The organism is Planctomyces sp. SH-PL14 (assembly GCF_001610835.1).
Lineage (GTDB): Bacteria > Planctomycetota > Planctomycetia > Planctomycetales > Planctomycetaceae > Planctomyces_A.
In genome coordinates this window covers 6,189,051-6,214,412 of the sequence record NZ_CP011270.1, presented here as the reverse complement: position 1 = coordinate 6,214,412, position 25,362 = coordinate 6,189,051, and the positions used below count along the sequence as shown (strand labels likewise).

The 25,362-nt window shown below is 66.0% G+C and carries 19 protein-coding genes; 8 read left to right on the top strand and 11 right to left on the bottom strand.

The window, feature by feature from the left end:
* Positions 1–422: 422 nt before the first annotated feature.
* Positions 423–1,451, top strand: coding sequence for a DUF1571 domain-containing protein (locus VT03_RS23775; RefSeq protein ID WP_075095309.1), 1,029 nt, complete (start codon positions 423–425; stop codon positions 1,449–1,451).
* A 491-nt stretch (positions 1,452–1,942) separates the two neighbouring features.
* Here VT03_RS23775 and VT03_RS23770 read toward each other — a convergent pair whose 3' ends face one another.
* Positions 1,943–2,818 (bottom strand): serine/threonine protein kinase, encoded by an 876-nt coding sequence (locus VT03_RS23770; RefSeq protein WP_075095308.1) that lies wholly within the window; start codon positions 2,816–2,818, stop codon positions 1,943–1,945.
* A gap of 541 nt (positions 2,819–3,359) precedes the next feature.
* Between VT03_RS23770 and VT03_RS23765 the strand changes: the two genes are divergently transcribed.
* Both VT03_RS23765 and VT03_RS23760 read left to right on the top strand, forming a co-directional pair.
* A complete protein-coding gene (locus VT03_RS23765) occupies positions 3,360–6,344 on the top strand; it encodes a DUF1592 domain-containing protein (RefSeq protein ID WP_075095307.1) in 2,985 nt (994 codons plus the stop codon).
* Positions 6,345–6,441: 97 nt separating this feature from the next.
* Positions 6,442–7,779 carry a DUF1552 domain-containing protein gene (locus VT03_RS23760; RefSeq protein ID WP_075095306.1) on the top strand — a complete coding sequence of 446 codons (1,338 nt, stop codon included), beginning with the start codon at positions 6,442–6,444 and terminating at the stop codon, positions 7,777–7,779.
* Positions 7,780–7,916: 137 nt separating this feature from the next.
* Here the strand turns inward: VT03_RS23760 and VT03_RS23755 are convergent, their stop codons facing one another.
* On the bottom strand, positions 7,917–8,291 hold the full coding sequence (locus tag VT03_RS23755) for a cupin domain-containing protein (protein WP_075095305.1): 375 nt from the start codon (positions 8,289–8,291) through the stop codon (positions 7,917–7,919).
* A 632-nt stretch (positions 8,292–8,923) separates the two neighbouring features.
* Between VT03_RS23755 and VT03_RS23750 the strand changes: the two genes are divergently transcribed.
* On the top strand, positions 8,924–9,844 hold the full coding sequence (locus tag VT03_RS23750) for a DUF4142 domain-containing protein (RefSeq protein WP_075095304.1): 921 nt from the start codon (positions 8,924–8,926) through the stop codon (positions 9,842–9,844).
* Positions 9,845–9,985: 141 nt separating this feature from the next.
* On the opposite strand, the gene VT03_RS23745 is transcribed toward VT03_RS23750, so the two are convergent.
* From VT03_RS23745 to VT03_RS23735, 3 genes are all read right to left on the bottom strand, one after another.
* Entirely contained in the window at positions 9,986–10,303 is a 318-nt protein-coding gene (locus VT03_RS23745; RefSeq protein ID WP_075095303.1) for a plasmid stabilization protein, read from the bottom strand.
* Between the two features lie 251 nt (positions 10,304–10,554).
* Positions 10,555–12,696, bottom strand: coding sequence for a permease prefix domain 1-containing protein (locus VT03_RS23740; protein ID WP_075095302.1), 2,142 nt, complete (start codon positions 12,694–12,696; stop codon positions 10,555–10,557).
* A gap of 130 nt (positions 12,697–12,826) precedes the next feature.
* The gene (locus VT03_RS23735) at positions 12,827–13,192 is read right to left on the bottom strand and encodes a PadR family transcriptional regulator (RefSeq protein WP_075095301.1); all 366 of its coding nucleotides are present in this window, start codon (positions 13,190–13,192) and stop codon (positions 12,827–12,829) included.
* 566 nt (positions 13,193–13,758) lie between these two features.
* On the opposite strand from VT03_RS23735, the gene VT03_RS23730 reads away from it, so the two are divergent.
* Together VT03_RS23730 and VT03_RS23725 are read left to right on the top strand one after the other, a co-directional pair.
* Complete coding sequence (locus tag VT03_RS23730) at positions 13,759–14,664, top strand: alpha/beta hydrolase (RefSeq protein ID WP_075095300.1); 906 nt, start codon at positions 13,759–13,761, stop codon at positions 14,662–14,664.
* Positions 14,665–14,704: 40 nt separating this feature from the next.
* Complete coding sequence (locus VT03_RS23725) at positions 14,705–14,911, top strand: hypothetical protein (protein WP_075095299.1); 207 nt, start codon at positions 14,705–14,707, stop codon at positions 14,909–14,911.
* A 36-nt stretch (positions 14,912–14,947) separates the two neighbouring features.
* On the opposite strand, the gene VT03_RS23720 is transcribed toward VT03_RS23725, so the two are convergent.
* Entirely contained in the window at positions 14,948–17,143 is a 2,196-nt protein-coding gene (locus tag VT03_RS23720; RefSeq protein WP_075095298.1) for a serine/threonine protein kinase, read from the bottom strand.
* Positions 17,144–17,569: 426 nt separating this feature from the next.
* Entirely contained in the window at positions 17,570–18,631 is a 1,062-nt protein-coding gene (locus VT03_RS23715) for an NAD(P)/FAD-dependent oxidoreductase (protein WP_075095297.1), read from the bottom strand.
* 382 nt (positions 18,632–19,013) lie between these two features.
* On the opposite strand from VT03_RS23715, the gene VT03_RS23710 reads away from it, so the two are divergent.
* Positions 19,014–19,520, top strand: coding sequence for a hypothetical protein (locus VT03_RS23710; RefSeq protein ID WP_075095296.1), 507 nt, complete (start codon positions 19,014–19,016; stop codon positions 19,518–19,520).
* Between the two features lie 315 nt (positions 19,521–19,835).
* Here VT03_RS23710 and VT03_RS23705 read toward each other — a convergent pair whose 3' ends face one another.
* From VT03_RS23705 to VT03_RS23695, 3 genes are all read right to left on the bottom strand, one after another.
* Entirely contained in the window at positions 19,836–20,348 is a 513-nt protein-coding gene (locus VT03_RS23705; RefSeq protein WP_075095295.1) for a TadE/TadG family type IV pilus assembly protein, read from the bottom strand.
* Positions 20,349–20,432: 84 nt separating this feature from the next.
* Positions 20,433–21,605: a Tad domain-containing protein gene (locus tag VT03_RS23700; RefSeq protein ID WP_075095294.1), complete on the bottom strand. Its 1,173-nt coding sequence runs from the start codon at positions 21,603–21,605 to the stop codon at positions 20,433–20,435.
* Positions 21,606–21,707: 102 nt separating this feature from the next.
* Positions 21,708–22,325: a hypothetical protein gene (locus tag VT03_RS23695; protein ID WP_075095293.1), complete on the bottom strand. Its 618-nt coding sequence runs from the start codon at positions 22,323–22,325 to the stop codon at positions 21,708–21,710.
* 545 nt (positions 22,326–22,870) lie between these two features.
* Here VT03_RS23695 and glgA point away from each other — a divergent pair.
* Positions 22,871–24,343 (top strand): glycogen synthase GlgA, encoded by a 1,473-nt coding sequence (glgA, locus tag VT03_RS23690; RefSeq protein WP_075095292.1) that lies wholly within the window; start codon positions 22,871–22,873, stop codon positions 24,341–24,343.
* Between the two features lie 344 nt (positions 24,344–24,687).
* Here glgA and VT03_RS23685 read toward each other — a convergent pair whose 3' ends face one another.
* On the bottom strand, positions 24,688–25,257 hold the full coding sequence (locus tag VT03_RS23685; RefSeq protein ID WP_075095291.1) for a helix-turn-helix domain-containing protein: 570 nt from the start codon (positions 25,255–25,257) through the stop codon (positions 24,688–24,690).
* Positions 25,258–25,362 lie beyond the last annotated feature (105 nt).

Below are 25,362 nucleotides of genomic sequence, written 5' to 3'. Positions count from 1 at the left end.
CACCATCTGAAGGAGCGAGAGTCCAAACGCGGAGAATGTGCCGGATGCCCCCTCACCAACCCGCGGGGATTCCGGGGCGAGCGGTGAGTCCTCGACGCCGGTACCACAAAACGGGCGTCCGTTGCTTACCACGGTTCCTCACAGGAGTGCCTCCGGCGGCAAGGGGTTGCCCCCTTGACCCCGGTTGCCGTGGCTCGTCGGGTTTGAGCTATCAGCATCCGTCCGGCAAGAACGCTCACCTCGCGCGAAAACAATCCGATCAGCGAAACCCGAACACCCAGGCAAACCCTGACGGTGAGTCCCCATTCGACCGTTCGACTGATCATTCCTGCCGATCCCGAAAACATCCGGCCGGCAGTGTTTGCCACCCGACAACCTAAAAAAGTCCCTTCACTCGTCATCTCCGCCTCTCCGGTGGCCGCATGTGGAAACGGTTCTGGCGCTCGGAAAACCGGCTGGCCAATGTGACGGCCTCCCTGCTGCTCGCCGCGGCGTTCGGCCTGATGGGACTCCTCGATGATCCCGTCCCGGTCGGGGCCGACCCGATCGAGCGCAAGACGGCAGCCGCCTTCACGCTCCCCATCCTGCCGTCCATGGCCTCCGCCAGCCTGGCTCAGATGCCCATTGCGGAACCGATCCGCGTCGCGGCGGCAGTCGACCTCCCCGTCCCCGGCGGACTCGGCGTCGCCGCTCCCGGCACGCTGGTTCCCGTCCCCGAGCCCGACGCGAAGACGCTGACGGGCAAGTGGGGCCTGCAGATGAACGTCATGATCCTGCAGCGCGGGATCGAGAAGTTCGCCGCGGCTCCCTACTACAAGTGCAAGTTCTTCAAGCAGGAAGTCGTCGGCGGCTCGCTCCTCGAAGGACAGGACATCGACCTCAAGATGGGTCACGCCCCCTTCAGCGTCTACATGAAGTGGCGTTCGGGCGACAAAGGCCGGCAGGTCATCTACGTCGATGGCCAGAATGAGAACTGCCTTCTGTGCCAGCCCGGCGGCATCGCGGGCCGCCTCTCCGGCACCCTCCGGATGGCGATCAACAGCGACCTCGTCATGGCTGAGAACCGCCACCCGATCACACAGGTCGGCATCGTGGGACTGGCCCGCAAGATCATCGACGCCCAGGTCCGCAACCTGCAGGAATCGATCCCCACGCTGTGCCAGTTCACGGAAGACGCGACGTTCGAAGACCGTCCCTGCTTCCGCTGCGTCTGCGAGTACGTGAACCCGGCACACAGCGAAATTTATCGCAAGTCCGAGATGCTCGTGGACCGAGAAATGTCCCTGCCGGTGATGGTGAAGAACTTCGGATGGGGAGAAAAAGGAAAACCGCTCACCGACGAAAATTCCCTCATCGAACACTACTCGTATACCGAAATTGAAGTCAGCGACGCGATGAGCCCGACGGACTTCGACCCCAAGAACAAGAAGTACTACATGCGACTCAAGTAGTCGCCAACAATTTAAGTAGCAGGTTGCGTTCACCTGACGCGGACGGTTCGCCGGACGCGGCAGACTTCAGCCTCCTGCTCAAGAAGCCCGGTCTTCGGACCGGGCTTTTTTTATTTGGCATGGCACGAGAATCGAAGTCGGACCACACCGCAGACGAGTCGTGTCCGCTGGCGACGCCACGCGAGGTTCGATCTACCCCGACGGGGTTTCGTCATACAGCCCAGGGTTGCCTGCAACGCAGGCTACCCTGGGTTACGAGGTCGACGCCCCACCAACCCCATCGGGGTTGCGTCAGAACAACGATGACTTGGCAGAACCCCGTCGGGGTTCAATCATCGGATTCTCAAAACCCAGGGTAGCCGCTCCGCGGCAACCCTGGGCTGTCGGGCGTAACCCCCTTGGGGTAGGTGTTGCTCGCCCAGGCAAGCCCGGTTGCCGCGTTCCGCTCGCGCGTCAGGCTGGTATGCCGATCCGCCGATCTCCCGCCCCTTTCAGCCTTCAGCCTCTTTCCTCAACTCATCCACCATCGCCTTCATCGACGGCCAGCGGTCGCGGGGGTCGCGTTCCAGGCCCTTCATGATCGCGTGGACCACTCCGTCGGTCAGGTCGGGGCGAAGCTTCTTGAGGTCCTTGGGCGGGCTGTTGATGTGCTGCAGGACCGATTCGAGGGTGTCTCCCGCGCGCCACGGGAGCTGCTTGGTGAACATCTCGAAGCAGGTGACCGCGTAGGAGAACACGTCGATCCGCTCGTCGGTCGTCTGCCGCTTGATGAGTTCGGGGGCCATGTACATGGCGGTCCCCGTCCGGTTGCCGGGGCGGCGGAACTCTTCCGTGTTGGGGACCATCAGGCCGAAGTCGATCAGCTTCACGACGTCGTCCGGCGTGACGACGACGTTCCGCGGGCAGAGGTCGCGGTGGATCCAGAGTTGTTTGTGGAGGTACTCGAGGGCGGTGCCGAGCTGGATGCAGTAGGAGAGGCAGTGGTCCTTCATCCGGGCGTTCTGGACGTCGACGAGGTAGCTGAGGCTGACGCCATCGATGAACTCCATGACGAGGAACTGTTCGTTCTCGGTCGTGACCCCGTGCTCGTAAGTGTGGACAATGTTGGGGTGGCGTAGCGTGAGGGAGATCTCGCCCTCCGTGGGTCGTTGGACCCCCATCTGGGCGAACTTCTGTTCGAGGCGGGCGGTCTTCGGTCCGTCGAGGACTTTGAGGGCGACGACCTTGCCGGTCAGCGAGTCCTTGGCCCGCCAGACCTTGGACATGCTCCCCTGCCCGATCCGTCCGATGAGCTCGAACCGCCGGCGGATGTCGAGCTTCTGGACTTTGGGTTTGCTTTGAAACAGGTTCTTGAGGAACTGAAGCATGCGGCGGTTTTCGGCAGAGGGGACGTGGTTGGGAAGCCGGCGCAATGAAGGGGGACGTGAGTTCTGAATTCTACCGCCGCGGTCCGCGAAAGGGAGCGATCCGTAGTGCTCGAACCATGTCCCTGCCGGCGCAGCTCACATTGCTCAAACCCAACGTGCTACGGCCGCTGGGGTCAAGGGGGCCACGCCCCCTTGCCGCCGGAGGCGCTTCCATGAGGAACCGTGGTCAGCGACGGACGTCCCCTCTGTGGTACCGGCGTTGAGGACTCACCGCTCGCTTTGCGATCCCCGCGGGTTGGTGAGGGGGCATACGACACGGTGTCCGCGCTTGGACACGCGCTCCTTCAGACATCTCTCGACGGCCAGGCCTCCGGCGGGCAAAGGGGGCGTTGCCCCCCTTGCATCCCCCCACCAGGGTCCCCCTGGACCCGGTTCATGGTACGTCGCTCAAGCGATCGCTCCCGACGAAACCATTGAAGTTCATTGATGGGTCAGCTGATAATAGACCTCCCGCTCGACCCTGCCCTGCCGGCCCCCCCCAATGACCTCCCCTCCCCTTCGGCTCCTGCCGCTGTTTCTTCTGATAGCGCTCGCAGCTCCCGTCGCTAGTCGGGCGGAGGATGCGGCCGCGCTCGCTCGCAGCTTCGACGAACACGTCGGACCGTTCCTCAAGCAGAACTGCATCCGCTGCCACAGCGTCGACGAAATGATGTCCGGCATCCGCGTCGATCACCTCGACACCACCCTCGCCGACCAACAGCTCAAACTCTGGGAAGGCATCCGCCGCCAGGTCGCCAGCCGGGCCATGCCCCCCGAAGACGAACCTCAACCCACCGACGCCGAACGGACAGCGTTCCTCAACTGGATCGAACAAGGCCTCGACATCGCCCGCTCGCGGCCCACACCCAAGAACGGCGGCGCCCGCCGGCTGACCGTTGCCCAATACCGCAACACACTCCGAGAGCTCCTGCTCCTCGACGACGAACTGACCGACATCCTCCCCCCGGACGCGGTCTCCAAGGACGGCTTCGTCAACAACCAGGAAACCCTCGCCCTCTCCCCTCTCCTCATCGAGGCCTACCTCGAAATCGCCGAACGGGCCCTCGACCGCTGCATCGTCGATCCCGCATCCCGGCCCACGATCCAGAGGTTCAAGGTCGAACTCGGACGGACGATCAACCCGGCCCCGTGCCCGGACAAGCTGATCCTGGGCGCCGACAGCCTGCTCCTCGACAACGCGGATTTCGTCGTCACCGAGCCTGCCATCAAAAAGCCATTCCCGTTCGCTCCCTTCGCGATGCAGACGAAGTTCCGGTTCATCGAGGGCTACCAGGGAAACGACACAGTCCGCGGCTGGCGGGAGTACGACAGCATCTACCACGCGGTCTTCGCCTGCATGCGGGGAACGCACGGCTATCCCAAGGGGCGTGCCTACGAGACCGTTCCCGAGGGACTGCTCCTCCGGCCGGCGATTCCGAGCGGCGAGATCTTCGGCGTCGAAAGCACCTATGGCCCGCGGGCGAACTTCAAGATCTCGCTGCGGGAGCTCCCCGACGACGGACGCTTTCGCGTGACGGTCACCGCCGCAAAGTACGACGACGGCCTGATCCTCGATGCCGGCGCCTCGCTGCGGCCACTGGCAGACGACGGCGCACCGACGGCGGGCCAGGTCCTCGTCCCGCAGCCCAACGGGCCGGTCGAAGCGAAAATTCCCGCCGCCGGGATCTACCAGGTGGACGTCCACAAGGCGGCTCCCGGCGCCGACGAAGAGCCCGAGAAGCCGCACGACCTGACGCTCACGCTGGGGAACCGGCACTTCTCCGGACTGCTGAGCCAGCCGGCGTTCCTCGTGGCCCGGCTGCCGGCAGGCCCGCTACCGGTCACCGCTGTCTCGGCCGGGAAGGCGGCGCTGGAGCGGATCGTCCTCACGCCTCTCCCCGCGGAGGACGAAGTCGCGGGGAGGTTCGTCCAGTTCGAGAAGCGTCTGCCGCAGTTGGGAGTCCACCTCGGCCTGCGGCGGGACTGCGGCAGCACGCTTGCGCCGGTCGGCGAGCCCGTGACGGTGCCGGGAACCGAACTGGCGACGTTCGTCTTCGAGGGAGCGATCCGCAACTTCCCGAGCCCGGACGTCGAGAAGGACAACGTCAACTATCTCGCCGGTATCCGCGAGATCGGCGTCCGGAGCGAGTACACCGACGGCCGCGACATGCCGCGGCTCCTCATCCGCTCCGTCGAGTTCGAAGGCCCGTACTACGACACCTGGCCGCCGCCGTCGCACATGAGGATCTTCGGTTCGGCGGCTCCGTACCCAGGCGGCCCGCTCGAAGAGGACAACGCGGCGGCCTGGCGAATCCTTCACGACTTCGCCTCAAGAGCGTTTCGCCGGGCAGCACAGCAGGAAGACGTCAATCCTCTCTTCAAGGTCTACGTCAACGCGGGAGGAAAGTTCCGAGACAACGTGCGCGACGCGCTCCTTGTGGGGCTGACGTCCCCGAAGTTCCTGATGCTCGTCGAGAACAGCCAGGGCCCCGAGCCGGAGCCCCTGGACGGTCAGGAGCTTGCTTCCAAGCTGTCGTACTTCCTCTGGAACGGGCCGCCCGACGTTCAGACCGTTGAACTCGGGGCATTCGGCGGGCTGCGGGAGTCGCTCGACTCCGAGATGGACCGCCTGATCGCCGATCCGCGGTTCGACCGCTTCGTCGAGGAATTCGGCTCCCAGTGGCTCGCGCTCGACAAGTTCGCCGTCCTGGAACCGGACCGGAAGCGATTCCCGAAGCTGACGCGCGACGCCCGGACTCAGCTGCGGCGGGAGCCCGTGGAATTCCTGAGGCACCTGTTCCGGGAGAACCTCCCGGCGCGGAATCTGATCGCCTCCGAGTTTGTGGTCGCCAATGAAGTGGTCGCCAGCTATTACGACTTGGGAGACCGGAGCGAAAGCGGCTTCGAGTTCGCGGCGATCCCTCACGGTCGGAGGGACCTGGGCGGCCTGCTGACCCAGCCGGCAATCCTTGCGGGCCTCTCCGACGGACGCGAGGCAAACCCGATCAAGCGCGGGGCCTGGATCGCCCGCCGGCTCGTGGCCGAGCCTCCCGACGACCCGCCGCCGAACGTCCCGATGGTGAAGGAAGACCCGAAGCTTTCGCTCCGGGAGCGGCTGGAAGTCCACCGCAACCAGACCGGCTGCGTCCAGTGCCACACCAAGATCGACCCGTGGGGCCTGCCGCTGGAAGAGTTCGACGCCGGGGGCCGCCGGAAAACCGAAGCGGTCGACGCCCGCTCGACGCTGCCGGACGGCGCGAAGGTGGCCGGCTTCGACGACCTGCGGACCCATCTCGCCCACGCCCGGCTCGACCAGGTCGCCTTCAGCCTCCTGAAGCACCTGCAGACCTACGCCAACGGCCGGACGTTGTCCTACGCCGAACTCGCCACGCTCAAGCAGGACGCCGTGCGGCTCCGCCGAGAGGGGTATCGGATGCGCGATCTACTGCGGTATGTTGTCCACAGTCCGATGTTTCTGGAGAAGTAGCGCTGCTCCTGTGGCCCGGCGACGCTCCTTCGCTCGCCGGTGATATGAGACCGACCGTTCCGTTTCCCGCTGGCACGTTCCGCGACAGGAGAGCCCCATGAGTCTGGCCCGCACCATCGACCGTCGTGCGTTCCTGCGAGGTCTCGGGGGAGCGGCGCTCGCCCTTCCGGTGCTCGACGCCATGGGGGCCGAGGCCGCCGCGAACGTCCCCCGCCGGTTCTGCGCCCTCTACACCGCCAACGGGATGTCGCTCCCGCGGCACGAGCACGGCATTGACGAATGGAGCTGGTTCCCGACCGCCGAGAAGGACGGCCAGTTCGTCTTCGGCAAGTCGACCGAGCCGCTCAGCCCCTTCCGCCACCAGCTCAGCTTCCTCGGCGGCCTGCACCATCCGAGCGGACCGAAGGCGGACCCGCACGTCTGCTCCGACATGTGGCTCACCGGGGCCCCGCTGCATAACCCGAAGCCCGGGACCTACAACTCGGCCGGTATCGACCAGGTGGTCGCCCAGCACACCAAGCAGCACTGCCGCCAGCCGTCGCTCGTGCTGTCGATCGACGCCGGGACGGGGTTCCTCTCCCGGACCGGGACGATCTCCTACAGCCTGGAAGGGCGGCCGATCCCGGCGGAGAACAGTCCACGGCGGGTGTTCGACCGGCTCTTCCGCAGCGACCGTTCATCGATCCAGTCGGAGCGGGAGGCCCTCAAGAAGCGGATCAAGCTCGTCGACGCCGTGGCCGAGAGCGCCCGGGACTTCAACCGGCAGCTCGGCCGGTCCGACCGCGAGCGGATGGAGCAGTACCTGACATCGCTGAGCGAAGTGGAGTCGCGGCTCATTGCCTCCGAGAAGTGGATCGACATTCCGCTGAAGTCCCAGGACTCGTCGCATCTCGATCTCACGGTCACGAACGAGAGCGAGCCGGCCCTTTACTACCGGAACATGTTCGACCTGATTGCCCTGGCCTTCGACGCCGACATCACCCGGAGCGTGACTTTCATGCTGAACCGGGAGGACGGGATGGGGATCAGCGACACGTTCCCGATCAAGCTCGGCCTGTCGCAGACGCATCACTCCCTCTCGCACGCGGGGGACAAGGACGGGCAGCTCGCTTTCGCCAAGTACGACCTGTTCCTCAGCGAGCAGATCGCCGGGTTCCTCAGCCGTTTGAGCGAGTACCGCGACCGGGACGGGACGGTCCTCGACAACACGGTCGTCCTCTACGGCAGTGGCGCGAGCACGACCCACAATCCGCGCAACCTGCCGACGCTGGTCGCCGGGGGGAACAGGCTGGGGCTGCGGCACGGGCAGTTCTGGAAGGGGAACGACGCGCGGATGTCGAACCTGTATCTCGGCATCCTGCGTTCGCTCGATATCCCGGCGGAGTCGTTTGCCGACAGCACGGGGACGCTCGACGGGTCGATCTTCCGTGCGTGAGGCGGGCCAGCCCATCAGCGTCTGTTTGCAATCGACGTGGAGAGCGTCCAGTCCACACTAGCCCGAAGCGCGAGCGAGGGAATTCAGACGCCGTCCCTCGCTCGCGCTTCGGGCTGGTATACGTTTCCGAGCAGAGCCTAACCGGCGGGGGCTTCGAGCGGCGGGATGTAGCGGTTCGTGAGCTCGGCGTAGTCTTCGCGGACGGGGCTGAAGACATCGAGGACCGTGGCGGGGCCGTCGATCGCCACGGCGCGGTGCGGGACGTTGGAGGGGATCAGGAAGAGCGATCCGGCTTCAACGACGCGGGTCTCGTCGCCGATCGTGAGCTGGAGGCGGCCGCGGATGAGGATGCCTCCCTGCTCATGCGGGTGGTGGTGGAGGGGGACTTCGGCGCCGTTGTCCATCTCCAAGTAGGAGAGCATGAGGTTCTGCCCGAACGGCGTCCGCATCCGGCAGCCGGGGACGGGCGAGATGGGGGTCAGGCGGGCGAGGTCGATGAAGCCGGTTTGCATGGCGGGCGATTGTGCGAGGAATCGGGATCCTGTGTTGCGATTGTTCCGCCGGTGCGTGGAGGAACTCAAGCCCGCGTCCGTCTCGCTTGAACAACGTCCTCGCCGGCACAGCGTTGTCAGCTCAAACCCAACGTGCGACGGCCGCTGGGGTCAAGGGGTTTCGACCCCTTGCCGCCGGAGGCACTTCCATGAGGAACCGTGGGACACAACGGACGTCCCCTTTGTGGGACCGGCGCTGAAGACTCACCACTCGCTTTGCAATCCCAGCGGGTTGGTGAGGGGACATCCGGCACGGTGTCCGCGTTTGGACACGCACTCCTTCAGACATCTCTCGACGGCCAGGCCTCCGGCGGGCAAGAGGGCGTTGCCCCCTTGCATCCCCCACCAGGGTGCCCCTGGACCCGGTTCTTGGTCAGCGACCTGCTCCCCCTGCCCAAACCGCGCGCTCGCCGGCACGACCCCCGCCACCTCAATCCCATCGCTCCACGGCCACCCGGTCCAGCGGGACGCTGGCTGGCTGGCTGGCGCGGGCATTGGGTTTGCGACCACCTTCGATGGGCACGACGGCCGGGCGAGGAGTTCGACAGGTTGAGAGCGTGCCCAGCCGACAAGACACGCGAGGGGAGAGAATCATGAAGCTTGCAAAGGGAGTGATGGCGGCCGCCTTGGGGCTGTGCGTGACAGGTGTCACCATGGCGCAACAGACGCCGCCCGGCAAAGCTGCGGCAGAAGATGCGAATCCGGCCAACCGGGCCCGCGAAGCTGGACAGGTCCAGCCGGGTCAGCGTCAGCCGGGCGTCCAGGTCCAGCCAGGGCAACGGGTTCAGGCACAACCCCAGAACGTTCAGCGAACAGGTGAACAGGCCGCTGGCAACGCACAGTGGCAGAACAAGGAACAGACGATCGCCCAGTGCGTTGCGATCGACAACCAGGGCGAGATCGCGCTCTCGAAGTTCGCGAAGGACAAACTGCATAGCGACGAGGCGAAAGAGTTCGCCGACATGATGGTGAAGGACCATTCGGCGTTCCTCGCCAAGCTCGACCGCTTTGCACCGAACGCATCCACGGATAATGGCTTCTTGAACTCAACGGATCGCGAGGACAAGAGCACGACGCAGCGCGATCGGAACAACCAGGACCGGAACGTGGCGGCCAACCCGAACGCCGCCACCCCCGTCCAGCGGACCACCGGCTTCCGCGGCGATGCGGCCGGACTCGACTTCATGCAGGTCCATCGCGAGATCGCTCAGCAGTGCCTGGCTTCGTCGAAGGAAATGCTGAACGACAAGAAGGATCATGAGGTCGATCAGTGCTTCATCGGGATGCAGATCGCCAAGCACGCGGCGATGAAAGACAAGCTGACGGTCCTGGAACGGCATGCCTCGGGCGACCTGGCCCAGGTCCTGTCGGAAGGCCGCGAGACCGCCGAGAAGCACATGAAGCACGCGATCGACGTCATGGAAAAGCTGGACAAGCACGCCGACAAGGAAGATCGCTCGGCCCGCCGCGAAGAACGGCAGAACCGCAACAACGCCGACAAGAAGAACGAGTAGAACCCCCGGCATCGCCCCAGGGCGAATCCCGGTAGTCGCCTCAGAAGACTGTCCGGCCTCCTCCGGACGAAAACGCCGTGATGAACATTCATCACGGCGTTTTTCATTGGAAGGGTGTTCTGGAAAGAACGAAGACGATGACTACGAGCGAGCCGCAGCGGCCGCGTTCCTCTTGCGGGTGGCGGCCCCTTTACGAGCCGAGGCGGAGCGTTCGGCGGCGGTCCGATGGGCGGACGCCGCCCCTCCTTTCCGACCTCCCTTGCGGGACGGTTCCGGATTCGATTCCTTGCCCCGTCCGGAACCACTCTTCTTCCCGCCGTGATCGGTGGCGTTCACCGTCGCCCAGGCCCGGCGTTCGGCCTCTTTGTCGGACACGCCCTGGTCCTTGTAGGACTCTTCGATGTGTTCCGCTTTGCGTTTCTGCTTGTCGGTGTATGCCGACTTGTCTCCCCGAGGCATGACAGGCTCCTTATCTGAATCAGACAGTCTGAACGGCACGAAGGCCGCTCACGGAGACGCCCGGAGGCCCGTGCCGAAGGAGGCGGACGCAACAACCATTCCCGGGCGCGGACCTGCGAATGATCATCGCCAATCGGCAGGGCGAAGCTCCTGCTGAGCCGCGCAGGTTCCAACGGCGTTCGACAGCGTTGCGGCTCGGCGGGAGCCTCGCCCTCCCGCGATGCGGCGTCCGGACCTCTCCCCGATTCACCTCAGCCGCCGCTGCCGGGGAGCTTGAAGACGGTGCCGTACTCGGGAATCGGTTCCAGCGATGGAGCGCTCGGGGAGTCGAACGGCATGAGCGCCTTGCGACGGATCGAATGCAGGAGCGCGTCGATCTTGCGATGGACGCCGTGCGTGTTGCGGACGAGGAGCACCGTCGTCGGCTCGAAGGCCGCCTCTTTCTTGGACTCCATGCCGCCGGCCCCCCCCACGCCTCCCATGCCGCCTCCCCCCATGCCGCCCCCGCCGGTCATCGGAGCGGAGGAAGTCCCGGGACCGTTCGTCGGAGCGGCGGCTGGTGCGCCGGGCCCTCCAGGGGGCGTAACGACCGGGGCACCGCCGATCTGGAAGAAGCCTCCCCCCATACCGCCGCCGAAGCCGCCGCCGCCGAGTCCGGCGCCGATGAGGTCCGAAGGCCGGTTGATGTGGACCATCCGGGTCCAGGAGGCTTCGCCGCCCGGGGTGATGCTGTTCCAGCTTTCGGGCTCGACCGTCGTCTGGATGATCTGGACGATATCGTCCTCGGACTCCCCCTTGAGGCGGTAGAGCCGGATCTCAAAGTGCCGGTCGCGCTCCGCCCGTTCCTCGGGAGTCACGGCGACGAGCGTCTTCTGGTGCTCGGCGATCAGCCGCTGGATCTCGGCGTGAACGCGGGCGGTGTGGCGAATGACAAGGACGCCGGGATGCGGCTGCTGGAGCGTTCCGGTGCCGGGTTCGTCCCGGTCCCACGGGCCGGTCGTGGCGTAGATCGCGGCAATCAGCTCCGTCGTGACATCCGCCTCCTCGAAGGCCCGGATGCGGTAGACACCGGTCGCGTAAAGCCCGTACGCCGTGTCCGCCGTCATCACCGAAAGCTCCCCGAGGTGCGGGACCGCTTCCAGTTCTGTTCCCTGGACATTCTCCAGCATCAGCCCCAGCACGACCGACAGGGGCTTATTCAGCAGGGTGAGGTTGATCCTGGCCTCATCGGGATTCACTCCCGCCTCGACGACGCTGGAGTGGAACCGGATCGGAACACGCTGCGTCTCCAGGATCCACTGGCCCACTTCCGCCAGAGGGTTGTCGGGAAACTCGAAGCTGCCCGGCTTGCGGAGCATCTCCGGAATCTGCAGCGTCGACTCCGGTTCGTCCGTCAGGATCACGTCGGTCTTGCTGCCGAAGATCGACTGCAGGCCCGCCAGGAGTCCGGCGATCTTCCGATGCTGCCGGAAGTCCGCCTTGATGACGAGCCGCCGCCCCAGGGGATTGATGGTCGACGTCCCCGGCTCCTCGATGTCCCACGAACCGGAGGTCGCGCCGGGAATCAGGCCGGCGACCGCTTCCACGGCAATCCCGTGCGCGACGAGCGGGGAAACGTCGTACGAGCGGACGAACAGCCGGCCGACCATATCGTCCTCGGTCGTGATGTGGATCAGTCCGTCACGATAGGTCCAGCTGAGAAGGTTCCCCTCGATGGTGTCATCGAACAATCGGTCGAGGACTTCGAACAGCGGACCGCTGGTGATCAGCTTCGTCCGGGCCTCTTCGGGATTGACTCCGGCCTCGGTGACTGCGGCGTCGAACTTGATCGGAAGCGCGGTCGTCTGGCTCAGGTGGTCGGTCAGTTCCTTGAGCGTCACGTCCACCAGCTCGAGGCTGACCGGCATCGTGAGTTCCCGCGGCAGGCCGGCCTTCGCGCTGGAGTGGATCACGAGCCCGGAGGCCTCCGACGGAGCGGAGTTCTCTTCCGCCGGCGACTCGGCGGCCGGCTTCGTGATCTTCTCGGCGTCGTTGTCCGCCAGGAGCGGATTGGCGATGAGCGGGACAAAGCCCGGGCGGGGCCAGAAGCTGACGAGGCCGATCGCCACGCCAGCCGCCGTGACGGCCGATGCGAGCGAGACCCGCGTCCAGAACCGCCGCCGCTTCCGCCAGGCGAGCGAGGAAAACTCGCGGGCGAGTCCAGCGGCGTCGCCGAATTCGCCGAGGGCCCGTTCGATCGCCTGTTCCCGCGTCAGTCCGGCGCGGAGCAGTTCCGTGAACCGCTCCTCCATGTGGTCGCGGAGCTCATCCGCGATCGCCGCCTCCTGGTCCTTGCTGAGCCGAAGAAGCCGCGACATCAGCCGCAGATAGAGATCGAATTCCTGTTCGGACATGATGAACTCCGAAAGCGCGCGAGCAGAACGCTCAGGATAGGGGGGCGTTGTCAGTCATCAGTTCTCAGTTGCCAGTCCGGACGTCGCTTCTCTGACTGAGAACTGACGACTGAAAACCGGCAACTCACCATCAACACGGACCTTCCGCAATCCGCTTGGGACCGCCATCGAGGATGGGGGCCAGGACCTGCCGCAGGCAATCGGCATAGTCCTGCCATTGCCGGGCCCGCTGCGTGAGGGCCCGGCGTCCCGCGGGGGTGAGGGAGTACCACTTCCGTTTGCGGCCGGTCTGGTCGTCCCAGGCCGCCTTGACGAGCTTCTCCGACTCCAGCCGGTGGAGCAACGGATAGAGGGTGCTGGCCGAGAGGTCGACCCGGTCCCCGGTCGACTCCTTGAGTTTCTGCTGGATGAGGTAGCCGTACTGCGGGTCGCCGGAGAGGACCGACAACACGAGCAGGTCGAGACTTCCCCGCAGCAGCTCCGAATCGATGGCCATTCCGGGACTCCCTCCACCGCCCTCTTCGAAACACCCCGTCTTCCGCGGACCGACATATCGCCATGCGATATATCGCGTGACGATATAAACCGTATCGGTCGGGCGACGGAGGGTCAACACATTTCCGCAAAAGTTCTTTTGCCCAACAGCGTCCTTGCCGGCGCGGCGTTGCTACGTCAAACCCAATATGCCACGGCAGCCGGGGTCAAGGGGGCCTGTGTTGTTTCTTGGCCCCCTTGCCGCGGGAGGCACTTCCATGAGGAACCGTGGGAAACAACAGACGTCCCCTTTGTGGAACCGGCGTTGAGAACTCACCGCTCGCTTTGGAATCCGCGCGGGTTGGTGAGGGGGCATACGACACGGTGTCCGCGTCTGGGCACGCGCTCCTTCAGACATCTCTCGACGGCCAGGCCTCCGGCGGGCAAAGGGGCGTTGCCCCTCTGCACTCCCCACCAGGGTGCCCCTGGACCCGGTTAGGGGCTTCCCTCTTCGATGAAGCTCGACTGCGGTAAAGTGACTGCGCCGCCTGGACTCATCGAACGCTCTGCCAAATGCTTGGAGAACGCATGGCTCGCCTCCTTTTCGCCGCCGCCCTCGTCGCGGTCCTCGCCTCCCCGGCCGCCGCGCAGCGGACCTACCCCCCCGTTCTCAACGAAGCCAAGTCCCACGTCTACAAGACCGTCGAAGGGACCGAGCTGTCCCTCTGGGTCTTCACCCCAAAGGATCACCAGCCGACCGACTCCCGCCCCGCCATCGTCTTCTTCTTCGGCGGCGGCTGGAAGAACGGCTCCCCCACCCAGTTCGAACAACAGTGCCGCTACCTCGCCTCGCGAGGCATGGTCGCCATCACGGCAGACTACCGCGTGGCGAGCCGCCAGGGCGTCAAAGCGGTCGAATGCGTCCGCGACGCCAAGTCCGCCATCCGCTGGGTCCGCAGCCACGCCAAGGAACTCGGCATCGATCCCCAGCGCCTCGCCGCCGGCGGAGGCTCGGCCGGCGGACACCTCGCGGCCTGTGCCGGGGTGATCTCCGAGTTCGACGACGCGAAAGAAGACCCGTCGGTCTCGTCCCGCCCGAACGCGATGGTCCTCTTCAACCCCGCGGTCTCGTTCGATCCCGCCCTCGCCGGAGACGATCGCCGCGCAGCCGGCCTGTCGGAGCGAATGGGAGTCGAGCCGGAAAAACTCTCCCCCGCACATCACGTCCAGCCGGGGCTGCCGCCGGCTCTCGTCCTGATCGGCACGAAGGACTTCCTCATCGCCGGGAACCGCCAGTTCGTCGAGCGAATGAAAGCCGCGGGAAACCGCTGCGATCTCGACCTCTACGAGGACCGCGAGCACGGCTTCTTCAACTACGGCCGGAAGGGGAGCGCCGACTTCCTCAAGACGACGGAGTCGATGGACCGCTTCCTGACATCGCTCGGCTACCTGTCCGGCGAGCCGACCGTGACCGCGTTCTTCGAGATGAAGTGAAGCCAGATACTGGACGTGTCCGGACCGCCTTGAGGGGACGATGAGCCCGCTTTATGCGCTGGAGGCGACGAACCTGCTGCTGTTCTGGGCCGTGCTCGGCCCGTCGCTGACGCTTCTGCTCCTGGCCCTCAAAGCGGTCGGAAGCGTCCCCTGGTCCTGGCCGGTCGTCCTGGGAACGGGAGTGCTGCTCCTCCTCAGCTCGTGGACAGCCCTCTCGATCGCCGCTCAGATCGTGTCGTCGGTCTGAGGCGGCATCCGGGGCCGCCGAAGCGACATCGCGGGATCACGGCCCCGCCGGAACCCACGTCGCGCCCGAAATCACCCCATCGTGGCCGTTGGCGGTCGAGTCCTTGAGCACGGTGCCGGTCCCCTCGTCGCAGTGGTAGAGAGCGACGGTGTATTCGTCCGGATGGATCGCCTCCGGAACCTTGAACGGGCCGCGGTAGCGATTCACCGACGAGAGCCGGATTTCGTCGAGCTCCCCGATGAAGTGGTTGAGGAACCGCCCCGGCTGGGCGGTGGGGGCCGCTCCGAGAACGAACTCCGGCTGCCCGATCACCCAGGGGCGCATCTCCGCCCCCCATCGCGCGTCGATCGGCTCCCCGAAGGAGCCCTCCGGAACCTCGCCGTTCACGAACGTGCCGACGTTCATCCCGTCCCAGGTGACGGCGACATGGATCCACTCCTCCGCCGGATGGGTCTCGGGAACGGTCCGGTAGGCGTACTGGGTCATTCCGTGCGTCGGCCCGCCGAAGCCCCCCAGGCTCCGGCCCGCCTCGGTGTACTGTCCCAGCCAGTGCGTCCCGTTCCGCAGCGTCGCCACGGCGCTGATCCCGAGCGGGAGCAGCTTGCGGCAGCGGAGCTCGAGCGTCCACGGGCGGTCCTCCTTGAACCGCAGCGTCGGAACCGTGACGTAGGAGAAGTGGCCGTCGAACGCCAGGGCGTGGTTCACCCGGGGACCGCTCGGGACCGGCACGCCGGACGGGGGCGCGTCGGGAGCGTTCTTTCCGGCGCCATTCGCGGCCGGTGCGTTCCCCCGGAACCAGAAGACGATAAAGGCGATCAGGAGCACCGCCGCTCCGACCGCGGCGTGAAGCCGCCAGTCGAGCCACCACACCACGGGGCGCTGGGCCCGCATGGTCCGGGAACGGGAGATCCGCGACAGGATCGTGCCGTCGGTGTCGCTCTCCAGTCCTCCGCCGGAGAGCGCGGTGGATTCAAACGGGCTGTGCATCGGCGTCGTCGGGGGCGATGCCTGGGATCGTCCCGGACCGCTGCCGCTGCCACTGCCACTGCCACTGCCACTGCCACTGCCACTCCCACTGACACCGCTTCCGGTTCCCGAGGGAGACGCGGTCGAGGAGGGGGACGAATCGTCGAAGAGTCCGACGAAGGCGTCGAGCTCCTGATTCTCGCTGGCGCGGACCATCCGTTCCGACAGTTCGAAGAGCCCTGAGCTCGCTCCTGGACGGCGGCAGGCTTCGAGCGCGGCGGCGACTTCGCCCATCGTCTGGAAGCGGTGCTCGGGCCGCTTGGAGACCATCTTCCGGAACACGGCGTCGAGCGCCGCGGGGACGTCGTTTCGCCCCTCGCCGAGAAGCGGGATGGGTGACTCGCGGTGGGCCAGCATCCGGGCCATCAGCGACTCGCCGGTGTAGAGCGAGCGCTTCATCAGCAGGTACCAGAGCGTGACGCCGAGCGAGTAGATGTCGCTGCGGGCGTCGGCGTTCCTGGTGCTGAGCGCCTGTTCGGGGGCCATGTAGTCGACGGTCCCCATGACGGCGCCGGTCGAGGTCAGCTCCGCCTGCTTCCCGATCTCGCCGGCTCCTTCCAGGCGGGCCAGTCCCATGTCGAGGATCTTGACGGTCCCGCCGCGATCGAGGAGGAGGTTGGCCGGCTTGATGTCCCGGTGGATAACCCCGCGCTGGTGGGCGTATTCCAGGCCTCGCGCCGCCTGGAGGACGCAGTTCACCGCTTCCTCGACCGAGAGGGGGCCGTGCTGTTTGACGCGCGACTGGAGGTCGTCGCCGTCGACGTACTGCATGACCAGGAAGTGGCTGCCGTTGGCTTCGTCGGCGTCGTAGGCGGCGACGATGTTGGGATGTTCGAGCCGGGCGGCGGCCCGGACTTCCCGCTGGAACCGGCCGAGCAGTTCCTTGGACTTGATGACTTTGGGAGAGAGGACCTTGAGGGCGACGAGGCGGTCCATGCGGCGGTGGCGGGCCTTGAGGACGAGTCCCATGCCCCCTTCGCCGAGCTTGTCGAGGATGAAGTAGTTCCCCATGAAGAGGGACTTGCCGCGTCCTTTGTAGGCCTGTTCGGCCTGGAAGGCGGAGAGGAGCTGGGCTTTGACGAGGGCGGTCGCCATCTCGCGGGCGTCCATGGCGCCGGACTTTTCCCAGACCTTGGACGATTGCGAAGACGAAACGAGACCGGTCTCGTCGAGGTGAGCACAGAACTCATCCAAGGACATCGGCATGAAAGAGCGCCCGGCTGGAACGGGCTCCGCTGAGCGCGAGAAGCCCGATTCGTGGCTGGATCTTACCATCCGTCGTTGCCAGACGACAGAGGAGCACCGCCTCACCGGGTCCAGGGGCACCCTGGTGGGGAGTGCAGAGGGGCAACGCCCCTTTGCCCGCCGGAGGCCTGACCGTCGAGAGATGTCTGAAGGAGGGCGTGTCCAAGCGCGGACACCATGCCGTATGCCCCCTTCACCAACCCGCGGGGATTACAGAGCGAGCGAAGAATCTTCAACGCCGCTCCCACAAAGGGGATGCCCGTTGTCTACAACGGTTCCTCATGGAAGTGCCTCCGGCGGCAAGGGGGTGAGACCCCCTTGACCCCAGTGGCCGTCGCACGTTGGGTTTGAGCTATCGAGCCGCGCCGGCGAGGACGCGGTTTGATCTCAATCGAGGCCCTTCGCCCCCAGCCAGCGTTCGGCATCGAGAGCCGCCTGGCAGCCGGTGCCGGCGGCGGTTATCGCCTGGCGGTAGTAATCGTCCGCCACGTCCCCCGCCGCGAAGACCCCTTCGACGCTCGTGTACGTCCGCTGCGGCGTCGTCCAGACGACGTAGCCCTTCGAGGTCAGCTTGAGCTGCCCCTTCAGGAAGTCGGTGTTCGGCGTGTGGCCGATCGCCGCGAAGTAACCGGTCGCGTCGATCGTCTCGGTCTTCGTCTTGTCGTCGATGTGGCTGATCCGCACGCCCGTGACGCCGTTCTCCTCGTCGCCGAGGACTTCGTCGACGACCGAGTTCCACTTCACTTCGATCTTCGGGTTGGCCAGGGCCCGGTCCGCCATGATCTTGCTCGCCCGGAACTCGCCGCGGCGGTGAATGATGTAGACCTTCGAGGCGAACTTGGTGAGATAGTTCGCTTCTTCCATCGCGCTATCGCCGCCGCCGACCACGATCAGCGGCCGCTCGCGGAAGCGGGGAAGCGCCCCGTCGCACACGGCGCAGGCCGAGACACCCTGGTTCTTGAACTTGTCTTCCGACGGCAGCCCCAGGTAGTTCGCCCGGGCCCCGGTGGCGATAATGACCGACAGCGCGGTCACTTCCATCCCCTCCAGCGTCTTGATCTTGAAAGGATGCTTCGAGAGATCGATGTCGACGACGTCGTCGGTGACGATCCGCGTGCCGAAGTTCTTGGCCTGCTGCCGCATCAGCTCCATCAGCTCGGGACCGCTGACGCCGTGGCCGCGGTGCGGAGGCATGTAACGACGCTTCTCTTCGTCAATCGCGTCGTCGAGGTAGCTCGAGAGGTTGCCGGCGGGCCAGCCGGGGAAGTTCTCGACTTCCGTCGTCAGGTTGAGCTGGCCGAGGGGAAGCGTCCCCTTGGCCTGGTTTTCCATCGAGATCGCCCCTTCGAAGACCAGCGGCTTGAGGTTGGCGCGGGCTGCGTAGATGGCGGCGGTCCAGCCGGCCGGACCCGATCCGATAATGACGACATGCTCCTGCTGGCCAGCCACAACACTCTCCTGAAAGGGACGGAGGTCTCCACCGACGTCGCCGCCGCGAAAACCAAGGGACAGGAAGAATAGGAGAGCGTCCCGAAACCGGCAAACCGATCGGCCGCCGCGGGGCCTCCCCCGCCGGGGTTCGGCGATCCGGCCCGCGTTTCGCCGTCTCTCGACACCTTCGGCGGAGGCCGGGAGCCGGTTCCGGAGCGAAAACTCTTTGGCGAAATCCCCTTGTTTGGGCCGCTCCCGTTCCTCCGCGTGCTAGGGTTGGAATGGTCCCGTCCGATGTGGCTGTCCGGGACGGGGGACGTCGCGCATTTCTGTTGTCGCGGCGCCCCGCGCGCCCGATCCGATCTGGCGCCGCAGGTCCGGACAGAGTCTGAGGTGTCCCGTGCCGCGCTGGTCTGAACTGCGACGCAAGCTACTGGTCGACCGCCACCTCCAGGGCCGGCTGATCCTCCGTGTCGTCGCGTACTGGGGGGTCTATCACGCGGCCCTGTGGCATGCGGTGTTCCTGGTCCGCTACGTCCAGCACCGGCTCCAGGGGCTTTCCGGCATGGAGGTTCCGTCGTTCTCGGACCAGTACGTGTCGGCCCTCCGCGACTCGCAGGCCCTGCTCGTGGCGGCGGCCCTGCTCCTCCCGGCGATCGTGTGGGAGACGCTGCGGCAAAGCCACCGCATCGCCGGCCCGCTGTACCGGTTCCAGGCGACGCTCAAGGCCCTTATGGGAGGGGCAACGCCCGCTCCGATCCGCCTGCGCCGAGGGGACCTGCTCCGGAGCTTCGAGCTGACGATGAACGAGTTCCTGGAGTTCTATGCCCAGCGCCAGGGAGACTCGACCGACGCCGCAAACCCGGCCTCGACGAATCGTCCGAAGGTCGCCCGGACCACGGTCTGATCGAGCCCTCGGCTCTCGACGCCCGGCTGCCCCATCCGCCTGAACCGTGCTCCTCTGCCGGCACGGCTCGTTTGCTCAAGCCCGTCCTTCCAAGGCCACCGGGTGTTCAAGCCCGTCGTTCGACGTCCATCGGTGTCCAGATCCCGTCGCAAAGCATGACGGACTGTGTGGCCGCCGGAGGCCCTTTCCTGCGGAGGCGAGGCCAGCCGCACCGAACCGGGGTAATCCGCCGTTCTCCAATCGCACGCCCGCGTCGAGAACGCCCTCACGCCCGTCGCAGCTCAGCCGCCCACGTCAGCGCCGGGCCGGCCCGCCCTACTCGTGACGCATTGAGCACCGCGCGCTCAGATTCACGCCGCTCAGCCATTCGATCGGCACCAGGTTCACCTTGCTGAACGGCACCTGGATCGCCACCGTCACCAGGTCGCGCTTCTGCGACACGCTGAGGACACCATTCGGATTCGAGTTCCGCGGGTCCGGCGCGATCGTGATCGCGACCGTCACGTCGGCCGCGCGGACATGCGCCAGCTCGCTGACCCGCGTCTTGACCTCGCTCTCGACGGAGGTGTTCGTCGCCCCAGGGACGATCGCGATCCGCGCGCCGTGGCGCGCCGACTCCGCCAGCATGTTGGCCACCATGAAGGCCCGGCCGAACTCCACGATCCCGACCATGATCATCATGAAGATCGGCAGGACCAGGGCCGTCTCGACCAGGGCCGCCCCGCGGCGCGGCTCGCCGTGGGAGATGACAGGGCCGAACCACCGGCGGGGCGCGAAGCGCTGCAGGAAGGCCGATTGGGAACCGCGTGAGCAACGTGCGGAACGCATGGTGGAACCGGAGGTGAACGGACGAGACGCGAGACCGGGGACGGGAACTCAGAGAAGGGAGGGCGGAGGCGCCTCAAGCGGGCGTCACTGCACGATTCCCGGCGGCCCCCAGATGGTGTCCGTGGTGATGACCTTGTTCGGCGCCACGATGACCTGGGGCGCGCTGTAAGGAGTCGGCTGCACGATCACCGCCTTGGACGTCGGTTTTCCCGTGAGGTTGACGAAGACGATCCGGACCCCCACGAACTTGCTGATCGTGTAGTTGGCGTTGTTCCCCGGCCCGCTGACCGCGGTGAAGATCGGGATGGCGCGGGGCTGCCCCTTGATCGCCTCCAGGTCGTCCTTGATCCCGGCGCTGAGGCCGGTGTCCCCGTTGAGCGTGATCGGCCCCTTGTCGAAGCGAATCTCCCGATTCGGGAAGAACGACATGTCGAAGTCGTTGAGGCCGTACCGGATCTGCCGCACAAGGTCCGCGGTGCTGTTGTTCGGGCTGCCGATGTCGACCGTCCCCCGGTTGCCGGGAGGGAGATCGGCGGTCCCGTTCGGATACAGGTTTACCTCGCGGACGCCGTCCGGCCCCAAGCTCACGGTCCCGTTGGCGTTCACGGTGTACTGGTCCAGGCCGGTGCCGTTGATGAGGGCGGCCCAGGTCGGATTGTCGAGCGCGATCGGCAGGATCCCGATGCTCCCGGCGCTCCCCGGCTCCAGGTAGAAGCCGGCCCCCGGCTGCAGCGCGGCCCGCGAGGCGACGCGCGTGGTCGTGGTGTCGCGCCCCAGCACGGGGGCGAAGAACAGGTCGAGCGGACCGTCACCCGAGGTGCTTCCCGCGGTGTCCCGCCGGGCCACGACCTCGACCAGGTTGTAGGGGGCGACGTTCCATTCCGTCTTGTACGTCCCTGTGGCGAGGTCATAGCGGTACTGCCCGACCCGGATGTCCTTCGTGGGGTCGACATAGATCGAGGACCGTCCCCCGCCGCGGTTGGCGGCCGCCACGTCGACCGCAGCCTGGAAGGCGGCCTGCTTGGCCAGGGCGCTGCTGGCGGCGGACGGGCTCGTCGCCAGTCCCAGCTCGAGCGCGCCCCCCATCGAGGCGGCGTCGGCGGCGTTCTGAAGCTCGGTCCGGGTGAGCGAGATGTAGCTCAGGTCCACCACCAGGGCGGTGAAGGCCAGGGCCACGAACAGGACCAGCGCGGAGAGAACCAGGACGCTTCCCCGGCGGTTCCGGACGGAAGCGGGGACTCGACGATGGAGGTGCATGGCGAATGCCTTGGGCGGACGGGAGGCGAAAGGCGGCGGACCGGGAGCGGGCAGCGAGCGACCCGCGGGCGGGGCCGGAGAACGGCCCGCGCGAACCGCGGATCAGCGGACGTCGCGGACGGTGCTGTCCGTCGCCACGAGGTCTCCGCCGGAGTCGTACATCCGGACGGTGTTCCGCCGGAAGCGGGAGACGTGGTTCGCGCCGTAGGTGACGCGGGAGTGGCGGATCGAGCTCTCCAGGTCCATGTAATTGAGATTCCAGAGCGACGAATTCACCCGGATCCGGAGCGACGACTCGTCTCCGAAGGTTCCGAAGGTCGTCGAAGTCCCCTGCGTCACGGAGAGCACCAGGTCCCCCTTGTCGATCTCGGTGACGGTGGTGAACTTGACCACTTCCCCCGCGGTCGAGAACTCGGTCGGGGCCTTCTGCCGCTTGTAGCCGCGAAGGGACTCGCCGTCCCAGTACTGAAGCTGCATCCCCCCTTCGCCGAAAGTCGGCAGCGTCCCGTGGTTCAGCTCGAACAGGGCGTGGACTCCCGTTTCGGGATTGTCCGGGCCGAAGACCGTGACGATCTGCGGGAGGTCCAGGAGCGCGTCCGGGCTGGCGACCTGGACTTCCCAGTCCTCTTCCACGCGGACCACCGTCGAGAACACGGCGTCGAGCTGCGATCCCCCCAGACCCAGAAACAGCACGACCAGAGCCATCCATCGGACAGACATGCGCATGTCCCTTCGAGACACGTTTCCGCCACCGTGACCTCCTCGCGAACCTAGCCAGTTCAGGAGGGATCGGCGGGAAACCAGGACCGGGGATCTCCCCGTCGGGGGAACGGGGAAGGAAACAGGAGGGGGAGCGAATGACCGCTCCACCCGCGGTCTTCTGCCCCGGCGCAGACCGCCGCACCGGGTCATCAACATCGGTTGCCGCGAAGCCGCAGCAGAAGGAAGCCGCATGCGACCGTAGGTCACGTTCCGGAGGGCGTCAAACGCGATCTCCCGCAATTCGGAGCAACCCGGAGGGATCGTCGGAAACGATGCAATTTCAAGACGTTGCGAACGGACAACTGCTGCGAAATCGCATCGAATGCTTCGTTCCGGCAACACGATGCGAAGGGGAATCATGGCCCCGGGCCGCAAAAACGCACGGTGGCAACGGGTCGGGGGTTGCGATAGCCTCTGTGGGGATTTCGCAAAGACGCGAAACGGAAGACCAGCAGGCCACTTGCGACGTCTCCCGACCACTTGCGGCTCAAGGGTTTGCGTTCATGAAGATCGTCATCGCGAGTTCAGAGGCCATCCCGTTTTCCAAAACGGGAGGCCTCGCGGACGTGGCGAGCGGATTGGCCAAAGCGCTGCATCAGGACGGTCACGATGTCACCCTCATCCTGCCGCATTATCGGCGGCTGACCCCACCGCATCTCGTTGGCGAGCCGCTCGGGGCGATCAACGTCAAGATCGGCGAGAAGCAGGCGGAGGCGCACCTGCTCCGCGGCAACATGCCGGGCAGCTCCGTGCGCGTCGTCCTGGTCGACAAGCCGGACTACTTCGACCGGGCCGCCCTCTACACGGAGAAGGGGCACGACTACCACGACAACTGCGAGCGGTACGTCTTCTTCAGCCGCGCCGTCCTCGACGCGGCCCGCTTCCTGAACCTCCAGCCGGACGTCTTTCATTCGAACGACTGGCAGACGGGGATTGTCCCGGCGCTCGTCAAGACGGAGTGGCGGCGGCAGGCGGGATGTGAGACGACCGGGGCAGTCTTCACGATCCACAACATGGCGTTCCAGGGGAAGTTCCCCTGGTGGGACATGCGGCTCACCGGCATGAGCTGGGAGTACTTTACCTATCAGCAGATGGAGTACTACGGCGACCTCAACCTGATGAAGACCGGGATCGTCTTCTCGGACGTCACGACGACCGTCAGCCCCACGTACGCCCGCGAGATCTGCCGTCCTGAGTATGGCTACGGCCTCGACACCGCGCTGGCCCTTCGCGGTCCGCGGCTGATCGGGATCCTGAACGGCGTCGACACCGAGGAGTGGAACCCGGCGACCGACAAGTACCTCAACACCAAGTACACGGCGGACAGCTTCCAGGAGGGGAAAGCGACCAACAAGCGGGAGCTCCAGCAGGAGATGGGGCTGCCGCAGCGGGCGGAGCCGCTCCTCTTTGGAATGATCTCCCGTCTCACGGACCAGAAGGGGCTGGACCTGATCCTGGCCAAGGCGGAGGACCTGCTCAAGGCGGACATCCAGATGGTGTTCCTGGGGACGGGCGATATCCGGACCGAGAACGCGATCACGGAGCTGGCCCATCGTTTCCCGCAGAAGGTGGCGGTCCGGATCGGCTTCGACGAAGGGCTGGCTCACCGGATCGAGGCGGGGGCGGATGCGTACCTGATGCCGAGCCGGTTCGAGCCGTGCGGGCTGAACCAGCAGTACAGTTCGCTGTACGGCACGCCGCCGGTGGTGATGAGCGTTGGGGGGCTGGCCGATTCGGTGGTCGACACGACACCGGAGACGCTTATGAACGGGACGGCGACGGGCTTCAAGTTCTCGACGTACACGCCGGAGCAGTTCATCAGTGCGGTGTGGCGTTGCGTGGGGTGTTACCTGCACGACCGGATGGGCTGGAAGAAGCTGGTCGAGAACGGGATGCGCCGGGACTGGTCGTGGAAGCGGGGCGCGACGGAGTTTGTGCAGGCGTACCAGCGGGCGATTCAGCTGGCGAAGACATAGCCAGCGTCCCCAAATGCACGGGCCAAGAACCGGGTCCAGGGGCCCCCTGGTGGGGAGTGCAGAGGGGCAACGCCCCTTTGCCCGCCGGAGGCCTGGCCGTCGAGAGATGTCTGAAGGAGAGCGTGTCCAGACGCGGACAGCGTGCCGGATGCCCCCTCACCAACCCGCAAGGAGTCCAGAGCGGGCGGTGAGTCCTCAACGCGGGTTCCACAAAGGGGTCGCCCGTTGCTTACCACGGTTCCTCGTGGAAGAGGCCTCCGGCGGCAAGGGGGTGAGACCCCCTTGACCCCAGCGGCCGTGGCACATTGGGTTTGAGCTATCGCGCCGTGCCGGCCGGGACGCTTCTAGTCGCCGTTGAACTGGCGGGCGTAGAAGACGCACAACACCTGCGCCGCCGCACCGTAAGGGTTCACAAGGCAGTGCTTCGTCCCGCCGTCGAAGTACAGGCAATCCCCCTGCTCCAGGGCGTAAGTCTCGTCTCCGAACTTCAGGTCGACCCGGCCGGAAATCGCCATCAGGAACTCTTCCCCTTCGTGCGACAGCGGCTCGCGACTCGTATCCCCCGCCTGAACCGTCAGCAGGAATGGGTCCATCGCCCGGCTGGCCCGCTTGTGCGCCAACGACTCGTAAAGGATGTTCGACCGGTCGCCGTCCCGCTCCACCAGAAGCCGCTCGTTCTTCCGGATCACCACCATCTGCGGCTTGGCGTCCAGCCCTTCAACCAGCTGCGAGACCGGCACCCCCAACGCCACCGCGATCTCACCCAGCGCCGAGAGCGACGGCGTGACTCGAAAGTTCTCGACCTTCGACAGCCAGCTCCGCGTCAGGCCGGTCTTGGAGGCGACCTGCTCCAGCGTCATCCGGCGGTCGAGCCGGAGCTGGCGAATCCGCTGCGCGAGTTCCACAAGGTTCATAGTTGAAGACCGTATCCCACTGCCCGAAGTCCGATCCCGCGCCCACTCGGGACCAGAGGAGGCGGCCACGCCCGCTCCCTTGAGCGGAACGGCGGCCTCTCCCGG

Excerpts from the sequence above, each read along its gene's own strand:
- VT03_RS23775 (WP_075095309.1), top strand. The coding sequence starts at position 423 with ATGTGGAAACGGTTCTGGCGCTCGGAAAACCGGCTGGCCAATGTGACG.
- VT03_RS23770 (WP_075095308.1), bottom strand. The coding sequence starts at position 2,818 with ATGCTTCAGTTCCTCAAGAACCTGTTTCAAAGCAAACCCAAAGTCCAG.
- VT03_RS23765 (WP_075095307.1), top strand. The coding sequence starts at position 3,360 with ATGACCTCCCCTCCCCTTCGGCTCCTGCCGCTGTTTCTTCTGATAGCG.
- VT03_RS23760 (WP_075095306.1), top strand. The coding sequence starts at position 6,442 with ATGAGTCTGGCCCGCACCATCGACCGTCGTGCGTTCCTGCGAGGTCTC.
- VT03_RS23755 (WP_075095305.1), bottom strand. The coding sequence starts at position 8,291 with ATGCAAACCGGCTTCATCGACCTCGCCCGCCTGACCCCCATCTCGCCC.
- VT03_RS23750 (WP_075095304.1), top strand. The coding sequence starts at position 8,924 with ATGAAGCTTGCAAAGGGAGTGATGGCGGCCGCCTTGGGGCTGTGCGTG.
- VT03_RS23745 (WP_075095303.1), bottom strand. The coding sequence starts at position 10,303 with ATGCCTCGGGGAGACAAGTCGGCATACACCGACAAGCAGAAACGCAAA.
- VT03_RS23740 (WP_075095302.1), bottom strand. The coding sequence starts at position 12,696 with ATGTCCGAACAGGAATTCGATCTCTATCTGCGGCTGATGTCGCGGCTT.
- VT03_RS23735 (WP_075095301.1), bottom strand. The coding sequence starts at position 13,192 with ATGGCCATCGATTCGGAGCTGCTGCGGGGAAGTCTCGACCTGCTCGTG.
- VT03_RS23730 (WP_075095300.1), top strand. The coding sequence starts at position 13,759 with ATGGCTCGCCTCCTTTTCGCCGCCGCCCTCGTCGCGGTCCTCGCCTCC.
- VT03_RS23725 (WP_075095299.1), top strand. The coding sequence starts at position 14,705 with ATGAGCCCGCTTTATGCGCTGGAGGCGACGAACCTGCTGCTGTTCTGG.
- VT03_RS23720 (WP_075095298.1), bottom strand. The coding sequence starts at position 17,143 with ATGCCGATGTCCTTGGATGAGTTCTGTGCTCACCTCGACGAGACCGGT.
- VT03_RS23705 (WP_075095295.1), bottom strand. The coding sequence starts at position 20,348 with ATGCGTTCCGCACGTTGCTCACGCGGTTCCCAATCGGCCTTCCTGCAG.
- VT03_RS23700 (WP_075095294.1), bottom strand. The coding sequence starts at position 21,605 with ATGCACCTCCATCGTCGAGTCCCCGCTTCCGTCCGGAACCGCCGGGGA.
- VT03_RS23695 (WP_075095293.1), bottom strand. The coding sequence starts at position 22,325 with ATGTCTGTCCGATGGATGGCTCTGGTCGTGCTGTTTCTGGGTCTGGGG.
- glgA (WP_075095292.1), top strand. The coding sequence starts at position 22,871 with ATGAAGATCGTCATCGCGAGTTCAGAGGCCATCCCGTTTTCCAAAACG.
- VT03_RS23685 (WP_075095291.1), bottom strand. The coding sequence starts at position 25,257 with ATGAACCTTGTGGAACTCGCGCAGCGGATTCGCCAGCTCCGGCTCGAC.